The 11,640-nt window shown below is 63.7% G+C and carries 8 protein-coding genes; all 8 read right to left on the minus strand.

Features of this window, described 5'->3' with window-relative positions; genetic code table 11:
• Positions 1 to 126 precede the first annotated feature (126 nt).
• The 8 genes from AB0C28_RS46575 to AB0C28_RS46610 all read right to left on the minus strand — a co-directional run bounded on the left by AB0C28_RS46575 (position 127) and on the right by AB0C28_RS46610 (position 11,588).
• Complete coding sequence (locus AB0C28_RS46575; protein WP_358082492.1) at positions 127 to 2,856, minus strand: DUF1156 domain-containing protein; 2,730 nt, start codon at positions 2,854 to 2,856, stop codon at positions 127 to 129.
• Positions 2,853 to 6,353, minus strand: coding sequence for a helicase-related protein (locus tag AB0C28_RS46580; RefSeq protein ID WP_358082564.1), 3,501 nt, complete (start codon positions 6,351 to 6,353; stop codon positions 2,853 to 2,855). Before AB0C28_RS46580 ends, AB0C28_RS46575 begins: the two co-directional genes overlap by 4 nt.
• Before the next feature lie 479 nt (positions 6,354 to 6,832).
• Complete coding sequence (locus AB0C28_RS46585) at positions 6,833 to 8,197, minus strand: site-specific integrase (RefSeq protein ID WP_358082494.1); 1,365 nt, start codon at positions 8,195 to 8,197, stop codon at positions 6,833 to 6,835.
• An 11-nt stretch (positions 8,198 to 8,208) separates the two neighbouring features.
• Positions 8,209 to 8,403: a helix-turn-helix domain-containing protein gene (locus AB0C28_RS46590; protein WP_132638274.1), complete on the minus strand. Its 195-nt coding sequence runs from the start codon at positions 8,401 to 8,403 to the stop codon at positions 8,209 to 8,211.
• 175 nt (positions 8,404 to 8,578) lie between these two features.
• Entirely contained in the window at positions 8,579 to 9,757 is a 1,179-nt protein-coding gene (locus AB0C28_RS46595; RefSeq protein WP_358082497.1) for a DUF3631 domain-containing protein, read from the minus strand.
• Positions 9,758 to 9,780: 23 nt separating this feature from the next.
• Positions 9,781 to 10,860, minus strand: coding sequence for a bifunctional DNA primase/polymerase (locus AB0C28_RS46600; RefSeq protein ID WP_358082500.1), 1,080 nt, complete (start codon positions 10,858 to 10,860; stop codon positions 9,781 to 9,783).
• A 98-nt stretch (positions 10,861 to 10,958) separates the two neighbouring features.
• Positions 10,959 to 11,384 carry a single-stranded DNA-binding protein gene (locus AB0C28_RS46605; RefSeq protein WP_358082503.1) on the minus strand — a complete coding sequence of 142 codons (426 nt, stop codon included), beginning with the start codon at positions 11,382 to 11,384 and terminating at the stop codon, positions 10,959 to 10,961.
• 27 nt (positions 11,385 to 11,411) lie between these two features.
• Positions 11,412 to 11,588: a hypothetical protein gene (locus AB0C28_RS46610; protein WP_358082506.1), complete on the minus strand. Its 177-nt coding sequence runs from the start codon at positions 11,586 to 11,588 to the stop codon at positions 11,412 to 11,414.
• Positions 11,589 to 11,640 lie beyond the last annotated feature (52 nt).

The raw sequence follows: 11,640 nt of genomic DNA on the forward strand, positions 1-11,640 counted from the left end.
GCACGGTCAGCGCCCTTAGCCAATCGTCCCCGAACAGTTCCCTCATCCGTGGCACAGCCCAGTCCCTCAGCACCGGACGTATCATGTCCAGTACCTCACCGACCCGGTCCCGGTTCGACACCGCCATCAGAACAGCCCTTCCTGAGCTGACGACGCCAGCCGCGTCCACGCGTCGATAAGCGCGTTGTAGCGTTCCTCGTCCTTGGTCCTTTTCGTCTTCGCGGCCACTGCCGCGAGCCGATACGTCAACGCCCGAGCGGAATCGGCTACCCCGCGCTGCGTTACCTTCTGCAAAAGCGCGGCCGCCTCGACTTCGCCGCCACCGTCGATCAGCCGGTCAGCGAGGTGATGCACCGCTTCCCATGCGGTCGGACGGTCGTCTTGCAGCGGATCCCAGCCTCTATCTAGGACATCACCACCTAACACAGCGACTTTTCCTCCCTTGCTCGTTACGACCTGGGCACGCATCACATCGTCGACGCTGATGCCCTTCGCTCGAGCTAATTGATCCGCTTCTCCGAATGGACCCTCTGCCCAGCCGTGCTTCTGCCACCAGGTCACTGCGAACTGCGACTCAGAGTCCAGCTCGCCTTCCTGCTCCTCCTGGACCTCTCCGAACACAGAGTTAATCAATCGCAGCGCAGCGTCTACATCTACGCGCGCACCCGACTGACCCGCCACTATCGCGTACCGGGAGTAAATCGACATCCCTGGCCCCATCACGGCCTGCGCCATGTCCACTGGCAGAATCGACGTAGCCTGCAGATCGCGCACCGCGCTTCCCAGTTCACGGCGTAGAGCTTTTGTAAACTCACCCAATGAACACGACGTCGCCGTAGGGCTACGAAGTCGCGCCGCCATGACGACGTACGTTGCAACCGCGCTTGACCCAAGCCCTCGAAGTCGCGTACCTCCAGTGCCAAGAATCGGCCATGTACCCGTGATCTCCAATCCAGCATCAATCATCGCTGTCAGGATCGAGGCCCAGCGCGATTGTTCATCTTTTCCGCCGTTTTGCTCCTTTGATGCATAGACGACTAACATTGGAAGCTCAGGCAGCATAGCCTTTTGTAGATTTACGAAAGTTTCCGTAAACCCGTCGATGAAATACTGCTTGGCCGCATCCCGACTTCCCCCGTGACGCGAGGGGATCGCTGTTAATTCACCTGTCTTAGGGGTGGCAACAGTGCCGTAGAGATCGCTATGAACAGTCCGCAGGGCCTGTCGATGCCATACATAGAAATAGTCAGAGAGGTCTGCGTACCCAATCGCATCGAAATATGGAGGGTCAGTTGCTACTAGGCCCTTTGTCGGTGGCTGGCTAACCCGCGCGTCGAAGCGCTGTACTGTGCCCACCCCGGTAGCAACCAAAGATAGCGATGCCAACATTGTATCTACGCACTGTAACCAACTGCCTGCGCCTCGAGCTAAGGGGTTCGCTTCGGCGAAGTCCCATGTCATTGGCAGGTCGTTCCGCGGAAAAGCGCGCTCCGCCTTCCCCGTACCCGACCGTGAATCCAACTTCCAGCCACTCTGTGTAGAGCCGAACTGCGCCCTCTTGCCGAGTGCAAGGCCAAGCATAGACGACACAGCATCTGCCCATTCTCGACTGCCGCCGTCACTTATGACGGTGCTGTGAATATCCGCGACCAGATTAGCAAAAGTCGCTAAACACAATAATTGGCGTGGTGTATGCAGCGCCGCCCACGTGTTAATACCATATGGCCCTACGCGAATACCTTGTCCATTGACATTGATCGGAACGTCAGCTGAGTCGTCTGTGATAGCAACTTCAGAAGCCGCTCGAAGCTCTTCAGGCGTTGGCGTCCGGTATATGCGCACGGTCTTGCCTTGGACAGTGATCTCGGAGACAACTGCAGTCATCCGAAAGCCTATGCGTCCCTTCTGACCCTGAATACGTAGGTGATCACCGTCAAGAGTGGCACCGCACGCAACGCAGGCAAAGACCCCGTCACCGATCTTCGCCGCAGGGGGTGCTCCACCGACCCTCTGCCCACTGATCACGTCGAGGTGCACATTTTTGCTTTCAACACGAGGTTGAATCCAGGCTAGTTCGTTTTTTCTCTTAGAGAGCCACCACGACGTTGACAGTAGCGTCTCGATACCACAGGCAGGGCTTGGGCAAATGGCGGTGCGTGCCCACAACCATGCCACGGGAGTCTCCCCGGGCTCAGCCGGATAAGCATGCTTGAGTTTTTCCCATGCTTGGTTGCGGATCCGTTCGGCGTAGTAGATGACGTCTCGGGCCACTCCCTTATAACCGCTGTACGCCCTAACTCTCTCCGAGGTATCGAGCAATATTTCCTGTTCATCCCTGACGATGAGTTTGCCTCGTCCCCTCTTCGGTTTCGGCGCCTGAAGGGGTTCCGGATGCAAGGGCTGCTGTCCATAAACCTTAGGAAGGAGCTCCGTGAGGGTTCGGGAGATAAGAACGGGAACGGGGTTGAGATCGGATCCATAAGTGGGCAGTCCAAGGCGCTGTGCCTCCATGAGGGTGGAGCCGCCGCCGCAAAAGGGGTCCATAACGATGGGAACACCCGCAGGGAATTGCTTAGCGAGGATCTCGCGGGCTTCGGCGAGGGTATCGTCGTCCGGAAGATCAGCGCCGTTGGCGACCAGCCGTTTGATGACATCGAGGAGGTAGATGCGTTTTTCCTCGTCACCAGGATCATCGACGAGAGCGGCGAACAGCAGGGCGCGCCATGCAGGTAGAGGCATTGGCGCGAACCACTTGTGCAAGTTGCGGATGGTGCCGGTCTTGCGGTCTTTATCGGCTTTGCAGGCGGCGTTGATGTCGTCGAGGGGAAGCGCGACCTCGATGAGCTTGCGGTTCATTGCTGCATCTCCTGACCATCATCCCAGAACTGGCGCCACTTGAAGTTGATGTGGTTACTACGCGGGTCCGCCGGGGTGGTAACCGGATTCCTGACGTAGCGAACAGTGGTGGTTCCGTCTAATTGGACTTCGACCAGGCTGAGGACGGCACGGTCGCCCTTATTCAGTAGCGTCACGGTTTCCTGCCGAGTGAGAATGAAGTCCTCTGCCCCGGCGACGCGCCCCTTGACTTCGATAAAGTCCAAGCCGGCAGGCGTGTCCGATTCAATGTCGTAGCCCGGATTGTTGTGGGCCATCTCTCGGGGCTTATGCCCCAGGGCGCGTTCGACGGCGAGGGTGGCCTCGACCGCCGCCCGTTCGACCCGCTCCGTCTCTCGGGCATAGGCGGTAGCTGCCTCACGGTCTTCCTGTGCGGTGAACCAGCCGTTGGGGACAACGAGGCATGCGCCGGTGATGCGAGGAGTGCGCGGATTGATGCTGGCCTCGCGGTCGAGGGCAGCCATGCGTACGTTAAGCCGACGGGTGAGATTGTCTGCGCGGGCTTGGAGCTGGCTCGCGCTGAACTTCTTCTGCTTGCCTGCCCGCTCATCTTCGCGGAGTTCCGCTGCGCGCCGATCCCAGTAACTGATGGCGCTGGTGAGGCGTTGCCTAACGAGGCGGCGACTCTTGTCGATGCGTTCGGCGGTGCGGGCGGTGACCTCGGCGGCGTGGTCGCGTGCGACGGTGGTCGCTGCAAAGCGGGTGAGCCTCTGCTCGACATCAGCGCTGCTGAACCCTGGCTCTCGAGTAACTGCGGATGCCTGATTCAGTCGTTCGCCGACGAGGGGTTCCAGGTTGGGAATGGGCGTCTGGGTGAGGGCAGTGATGGTCCCGTCGGCGCCGAGGCGCAGGTACTGGGCGCGGCGGCTGATGACGAGAGGCTGGCCGTCTCTTCCCGTGCGCCCGTCGACGATGTCGTGCTCAAGAAGGCACACCAGGTACGGGGTGATGCTCGGGTCGGTTGGGTCTCCAAGGATGGCCCCGCGTCGGAGACTGTCGGAGTGATCGTCCCCGATAAGGCTGATCACCGCGGCCATTAGCGGGTGGCCAGGGTGGATGAGGTCAGCTTCGGTCACGTGCCCTGGGATCCGGCGGGTGGCCGGGTCGAACGTAATGCGGTGGTAGGAGGTGACGACGGGGACGCCGTGGCCGATGACTCGGTCGCGTTCGCGAATGCGTGAGGGGACGTTCCGGAGTTCGTAGCGGTGCTGTTCACGGGCGCCTGGGCGGCCGCCGAGCGCGGTGAACGCGTCGAGGAAGAACGCCTCCACGTGGTGAGGTTGGAGGCGTGCAGCTTCCGCGCGTTCCATTTGCCGGCGGACCTCTTCAACCATGCCGCCGTCGAGGGAAGTGGGGACGAGTTGCTCGTTGGCAAGCAGGTCGGAAATGCCGTCACCGACGGTTGCGTCGACGACCTCGAACAGCTTTTGCTGCTGGGCCGGATCGTCGCCATATCGAATGGCGTCGATCATGAGGTCGCGCAGGGGCTTGCCATCGAAGACGGCCCCAAGGACATCGAAAACTCGGCCGCCGAGCGCAGCACGCTGCTCCTCAAGCTTCTGCAGAAGGCGCGTGAATACGTCACCTTCTCGGGTGCCTTCGGCCAGCAGGCTCCACATGTGACAGACGTTCTGCTGCTTGATGCGATGAACGCGGCCGAACCGCTGCTCGATACGGTTCGGGTTCCACGGCAGGTCATAGTTGATGAGTAGGTGCGCATTCTGCAGGTTGACGCCTTCACCGGCCGCATCAGTTGCAACGAGGAAGATGCACCGGTCGTCTTGGCGGAATATCTCCTGTGCCTTCTTCCGATCTTCCCGTCGAGTGCCACCGTAGATGGTGACAACCGCGTCATCACGGCCCAGATGCTGCCGGAGACGGGTCGTGAGGTCGTCCAGGGTGTCCTTATGCTCGGTGAAAATGATGAGCTTGCGACGGGCTCCAGACGCGTCGCGCATCTGCTCGTCATCGTCGAGAGTGTCTCGGAGCGCGTTCCACTTGGCGTACGTTGGGCTGTTGCGGATCCGCTGGGCCTGCGCGACCAGATCTTCAAGAATGCCGACCTCTGTGGCAAGCTCGTCAACGGTGTGGGCCGCTGTCGCGCTGGACAGATTCTCGTCCTCGAGCTGGGTGCGTTCCTCATCAGTCAAGTCGTCGACATCGTCGAGGTCTTTCGGTATTGCCGGTGCCTCGGTGTCCACGATCCGCGCGCCAAAGCGTGCTTCGCTGAGTTCAGCACGCAAGCGGTTGAGGCGCCGCTCCAAGGAGCGATAGATCGCTTCTGGGCTGGAGGCAAGGCGGCGCTGAAGGGTGGTAAGGGCGAAGCCCACAGCGACGCGTCGTCGCCCGTCGCCGGTATTAAGCCGATCAGCGAGGTTCATCTGATTGCGCACGTAATCGGTGACGGCGGCGTAGAGATCCGCTTCGGGATCGCTGAGTAGGTAGCGGACAGTATAAGCTCGACGCTCTGGGAAGAGGCGCGTCCCCTCGAAGGTGAGCAGGTCTTCTTTGACCATGCGCCGCATGAGGTCGGACACGTCAACGCGGCGAGTGCCTTCGCGCGGGGCGCCCTCAAACCGGTCGCTGTCGAGCAGCCCCATGAATAACTGAAACTGTTCTTCCTTCCCGGAGTGCGGGGTAGCGGTCATTAGCAGAAGATTGCGGGTGGAAGAACCGAGGCGCTCGCCCATTTGATAGCGCTTGGTCTTCTTGACCTCGCCAGCCCATACCGTTGCGCTTAACTTGTGAGCCTCGTCGACGATGATAAGGTCCCATTCAGTGTCGCAGGCCTTGTCGAGAATCTGCTCAGAGTTGCGCGCCAGGACATCGAGACGGCACAGCCACAGGCCGCCGCGTTCGAAACAGTTCCCCTCAGTTTCGATTTTTTCACGAGTGAGCAAGTTGAACGTGAGGTCGAACTTCTCAGACAGCTCGTCCTGCCATTGATCTACGAGAACTCCTGGTGCGACGATCATGACGTTGTGGGCGTCCCCACGAAGGACCAATTCCTTCACGAGCAGGCCCGCCATGATGGTCTTACCGGCGCCGGGGTCGTCTGCTAGCACGTATCGGAGTGGATGCCGCGGGAGCATCTCGCCATAGACTGCCCGCAACTGATGAGGGAGCGGGTCAACGTTCGAGGTACCGAGAGCGGTGTGCGGGTCAAACAGGTGCGCCAAGCGCATGCGGCGCGCTTCGGCGGCGAGACGGAAGCTGCGCCCATCGGCATCGAAGGAGAACGTCTGGCCTTCAGTGAGGACAGTTAGCTGCGGCAGGTTCTCCCGGTAGACGAGCTTCTCGGCGATGCGGCCCTGGTCGTCGCGGTACACCACCTCGAACGCGTCGTCAGTCAGGCGCACGACCGACTTGATCGTCACCGGGTCCTGCCCCACGAGCCCTCGGATGCGGGCTTCGGCACGCAGGACAGCTGTCAGGTCATCCTGCTCCGTCACCAGCACCAACTCGCAGTCTCCATTGCGGCGACAGGGACAAGGAGCGCTCGCTCTAACATCGTGAGCCCCGCCTTTCGTCTGTAGCCGTGATGATCAAGCCTGCGCCGACAACACCACTCGTTCGATCGTTCCATCAGCAGTCTTTTGCTGAGAGAACACCATCTCAGCCGGGATGTCGAAAATACACCAGAAGTTATGAAGATGTAGCGCGGGACTGGAAGGGGAGTCTGTGAAGCTATTCGACTACTTAAGATCCTTTGGTCGCTACTGTCCAATTTCTTGGAGCGCTCAGCTCCATATGTCTTATCTGTCATGACGATCGCGCACTTCGACACTCACCGACCGTGGTTGAGGCGATCGACGCCGAGGCCCTCCTAATGAGGAGGGCTTGGCCGGGGTCTCCAGACGCGCATCGAGGTTCCGTCCGTCCTCGCTGACCCTCACCGCTTGAGCGCGTGGTTCAGATTCCTGCCGATTGGACCTGATCAGGTTGCAAGGGCAGCCTCGATTCGGCGATTGATCTGGCTGTCGCGCCCATCGAGGCACTTGGCGTACCGCTTGAGGAGGACCTCCACGCTGTTGCCAGCGCGCTCCGCCACCACCGTCGCGTCAACTCCTGCGTTGAGCCACGTGGACAGGGCGGCGTGGCGCAGGTCGTAGGGCTTTCCGGCGAGGGGTGAGGCGACCTGTTGCGGGGTCAAGGCGAAGCGGCGGGCCTCTTCCCAGGCCCGTGAGTAAGTCGAAGCGCCGAGGACGCCACCACGTTCGTTTCGAAACAGTCGGCCGTCTGTGGCCGTGCCAAACTCTTCGAGGTGCGCCCGCAGGATGCGAACCAGTTCCGGCGGGATCGGCACGGGCCGGACCTCTCGTTCCTCTCGCTGCTTGAGCCCACGCTTGTCGTGCACTGTCCCGCTGTCGGTCCATTGCTTGCCGCTGCTTGGACGGGTGACTTCAAGAGTGAGCAATCCCCATCTTTCCTCCGGCAGGAGGCAGTCGGTTTCCCTGAGCCCGATCGCCTCGGCCGGGCGCAGGCCGGCGAAGTACAGCGTGGCGAAGAACGCCACGAGGCGGCGGCCTCGCCCGCGGTGCCAACTGCCGACGTAGGAGAGGCTCACGAGGAGTTCGCGGGCCTGGGCGGGGTTGATCACGCATCGCCGGTCAACGGTGTTGTCCCTGGCAACCTTCTTCTGCTTGACGCGCTTGAGTGGGTTCTCGGCCAACTCGCCGAGGTCGATCGCGTATTCAAGAGCGGTGTTCAGGCCGCGGCGTCGGCGGGCCGTCGTGTCGGCTGCTGCGCGCTTGCCGTCGCGTGTGAGGGAGAGTTCCTCGCAGACGTTGCGCGCTACGATGGGGTCTGCGAGGTCGCTCACGTTGATGGTGCCCTTTTGGAGCAGGCGAACGGCGTAGTCGAGATGAGGCGGGGCCGCCTCGTCCTCCCTGTGCGGTATGAGGGCCCACTGCATCGCGGCTCTGATCTCTCTCTTGGAGAGACCGGAAGCCTCGTCGGCCAGGAGGGCGAACGTGGCAACCGTGAGACTGTCCACGATGCTCTCGCGGGTCTTGGCAGCGGCACCTTTCCAGCGCATGCACACGTACTTCCGGCAGAAGTCGTACCAACTCAGAGCCACCTTCTCCGTCTTCGTCATTGAGGCGGGCAGGCCGGTGACCACGTCGAAGGGTTCACCCTTTTTCGCGGCCTTGAGGAGATCCGCGCGGAAGTGATCGGCGAGCGCCTTGGTCAGGAACGCCTTGGACTTCGGCTCCGTACCGACCTTCCATCGGAGTTGGTACGGCTTGGCGCGGCCCTTGCGGCTGCGGATGCTCCAAATCACGACGTCATGGGTCTGCATCTGTCGTTCTCCTAGGCTGCGGTCTGCTCGAAGGTGGCGAGCCAGGCGTCCAGGTCGCAGCGGCGGACCTTGCGCTTGCCGTTGGGGAGTTTCAGGGACCTTGGACCGCGGCCGGTGTTCAGCCAGCGGTAGAAGGTGGACTTCGGGACATCGATCTCGTCGAGGACCTCGGCGATGGTGAGCAGGGTCTTGGGGCGCGTCGTCATGGTGGTGACTGCCTTTCGGGCATCGTGATCAGTGCGGGGTGGCGCCTCGACGGTTGTGCTTGGCGGCTGGTCGCCGAGGGTGCTCATGGCTGGTTGTGGACGGGGCAGCCGTCCCAGCCGTCCCAGGCTCATTTCCGCAGGTCAAGCCTGGGACGGCTTGATTTGGCGGGACGGGTCATGCCGTCCCGGCGGTAGGAGCCGTCCCGCTCTGACCTGCGGTGACGAGGCTGGGACGGCTGGGACGGTTCTCCCTCTCGATCGGCACGACATCGGCCTCTGGGACGGGGCCGAGGCTCGGGCAGTAGCGCCCCCAGGCGTCGGCGAAGTCGGCGCGCTGGTAGCCCTTGGCCTGCATGCCGTTGGGGAAGCGAATGTTGCCCGAGCGGATGTCGTACTCGCGCAGCATCGTGCCGAGCTTCATCGCGGACAGTCCGGCCGGGCCGTGGTCGGCCCATTCGCTCTCAGGGTCGGCCTTGAGCCGCTCCAACAGGACGGCGGTGGGCAGGGCGGTGTCGGGGCCGAACGCGGTGCGGCAGGCGGCCAGCAGCCGTATGCGGGCCGAGGTCTGGCCGTTGTCGTCGGCCTCGGCGGTCAGCGTCAACGTGGCGGTGCGGGCACAATCAGGCCAGCTCTCCCCCGCATGGTCGGCAACGATGACCAGCGGTTCCCAGGTGTCGGCGGCGCGGTCTTCCACCGGCATGCTGGGCTCTGCCGCTTCCAAGACGGACAGGTCAGCGCGGAGCCACAGGGTCAACTCGGCGGCCAGATCGCGCAGCGGAGGCCGGTCGCGGCGGTGCCGGTACGGGGCTGCGGTCTCACCCGGGGCGCGGCGGCGCATCCGGATAACCACAGCGCGGTCTTCGATGGTGTCGGGCATTGCGCCGATGCCGGCCAGCGCGGCCATGGCGAAGGTCGGGATGCTCTCCACGCGGTTGGTGGCGGCGTCGTAGCGCTTGGCCGGGCGGTTGCGCTGGTGCCCAGCGTTCAGGAGGCCGCGCAGGTCTTCATTGCCGTCCGCCTTGGGGCCGAAGATGGTGTCGGCCTCGTCCACAAGCATGGTCGGCGGGTCTTCGGTGATGGAGCGGTAGACGGCGGCGCTGGATGAGTTGACGGTGATGAACGGGTCGTGGCAGGTGGCCTCCACCACGTCCAAGAGCCGCGACTTGCCGCAGCGCTTCTCCGGGCCTCGGATGACCAGGCGGGGAGCGTGCGCCCAGGCCGGTTGGGCGTGGGTGGCGGCGATCCACAGCGTGACCGCATCGGCGGCCTCGGGACTCGGCAGGATGACGTAGCGGGTGAGTGCGGCGCGTAGCCGGTCAAGCAGCGCGGCGCCGTTGAGTGGGCGGTGGTTCATGAGTGGTGCTCCTTGATGAATCTTCATGCGGCCCTGCGGCGGCGGGGCTGAGCTTTCATGCCTGCCGACAGGCCCGAGGAGATGACGGCGGCGATCTCGCGAGGCGGGTTTGGTTCGCCTTCGGCGTTGGCAGCCTCGGCGGCGGATTGGAGAGCGGTAATGACGACCTCGGCGGGCAAGACACCGCATGCGACGAGCTGGCCGAGGTTGAAGGCGGCGGTGTTGAGGCTGCGGTTGCGGGTGCCGCGCCGAGCGGTGGCCACGCGTGCGACCTCGCCGCATAGGGCTGCCTCGCCGTACTTGCTGAGGCGGTGGCTGGGCAGGTTGGCCAGCAGGTCGGCGGCGCTGGGCAGCGGTGGCGGAGTGGCGGGTGTGAGGGCCTGGGTGAGCCAGGCCGGGAGCGGTGCGGGTGGTAGGTCGCGGGTGATCTCGTACGGGCCGGTGCCATCCGGCTGGCTGACGTGGCTGCCGGGGCCGACGACGTAGCCTCCGCAGGCGCGGGTGTCGATCAGCCAGCCGAGGCCGCCCTTGTGGCCCGCGCTGTTGCGTAGCCGTACGCCCTCGGGCGCGGTGAAGTAGAGGTGCGTGCCGCCGCGCCGGGTGCAGACGGTGAAGGTGTCGGCCGGGTACGGCTGGCCGTGCTCGGCGCAGAGCAGGTGGAAGACCTGCTCTCCCGATTGCGGGTGGTGCTCGGCGTAGGTCGCGGGTGGGTGGTCTCCGCGCTTGGGCTGGTCGAGGTCGATCACGACCAGGTGGGACGGACCGCAGGCGATGCCGATGTTGTACGGCTGGCGCGGCCAGAACGCGGCGATCCGGTCGGTGTCGGTGGTGGCGTGCCGCTCCCAGTCGTTGAAGCCGCGCAACGGCTTCTTGCCTCCCGGGGTAAGCGGAAAGACGTGCCAGCCGCGGGCTGCGGCCTGCAGGGCGTAGCGGGTCAGGTCAGGCCACCCATTGGACGCCTCCTTGACCACAGGAAGGCGGAGGCGGTTGACCTCGGTGAGGTCCTGGTGGAGAGCGTCCAATGGGGAGGCGGCGTGCGGGACGGCCGTGAGCTGTGCCCGACCGTGGCGGCGTGCATCGTCGCGGATGTCGGTAGGTGTCATGCTGGCAGTGCCTTTCCTCGTGATCGGGGTGGGTGGCCTCGGCGGTTGTGCTTGGCGGCTGGTCGCCGAGGCCGTATCCCGGTGCGGTGTTGGCGGAGCTAGAACGGCGGCTTGTCGCCCGGTGAGGCGGTAGCGGCCTCTGGGCCGGTGCGCGACTTGCGCGCGGCCCTGGCGGGCTTGGCGGTGGCGAAGCGCAGGGATGGGCCGATCTCGTCCACGGTCATCTCGAAGACGGTGCGTTGATCGCCCTCGCCGGTCTCGTAGATGCGCATCCGGAGCTGTCCGGAGGCGATGACGCGGGTGCCGCGGGTGAGTGACTCGCAGACGTGTTCGCCGAGGTCCCGCCAGGCCGAGCAGCGCATGAACAGGGCCTCGCCGTCTTCCCACTGCTCAAGCTGCTTGTTGTAGACGCGCGGGCTTGAAGCGATGGTGAAGGTGGCGACGGCCGTACCGGTCGGGGTGAAGCGCAGTTCGGGGTCGTTGGTCAAGTTGCCGACGATCGTGATGGTGGTCTCGCCAGACATGGCGGGCTTCCTTCCTTGGGGTTGGGATCAGCGGGTGCCGTCGCGGTGGAGGCGGCGGGCGTAGACGTAGAGCTGCCAGCCGAGGCGGGGCCGCTTGCCGGTGCCGTTGCAGGCACGGCAGGTGCGGTTCTTGCCGCCCGGGCGGCATCGGGCGCAGCGCCTCCAGGGCGACGCCAGACAGAAGACGATGTAACAGAGAGTCACGGCTGGTAGGCAGACGACTAGAAGGGTGATGAGACTGGTCATGAGGGCCTCC

This window comes from Nonomuraea sp. NPDC048892 (assembly GCF_040649735.1).
GTDB classification, from domain to species: domain Bacteria; phylum Actinomycetota; class Actinomycetes; order Streptosporangiales; family Streptosporangiaceae; genus Nonomuraea; species Nonomuraea maheshkhaliensis.

What these genes read in the sequence shown, in the direction of transcription:
- AB0C28_RS46595 (WP_358082497.1), bottom strand. Translation starts at nt 9,757, where the DNA reads ATGAACCACCGCCCACTCAACGGCGCCGCGCTGCTTGACCGGCTACGC.
- AB0C28_RS46585 (WP_358082494.1), bottom strand. Translation starts at nt 8,197, where the DNA reads ATGCAGACCCATGACGTCGTGATTTGGAGCATCCGCAGCCGCAAGGGC.
- AB0C28_RS46575 (WP_358082492.1), bottom strand. Translation starts at nt 2,856, where the DNA reads ATGAACCGCAAGCTCATCGAGGTCGCGCTTCCCCTCGACGACATCAAC.
- AB0C28_RS46605 (WP_358082503.1), bottom strand. Translation starts at nt 11,384, where the DNA reads ATGTCTGGCGAGACCACCATCACGATCGTCGGCAACTTGACCAACGAC.
- AB0C28_RS46590 (WP_132638274.1), bottom strand. Translation starts at nt 8,403, where the DNA reads ATGACGACGCGCCCCAAGACCCTGCTCACCATCGCCGAGGTCCTCGAC.
- AB0C28_RS46600 (WP_358082500.1), bottom strand. Translation starts at nt 10,860, where the DNA reads ATGACACCTACCGACATCCGCGACGATGCACGCCGCCACGGTCGGGCA.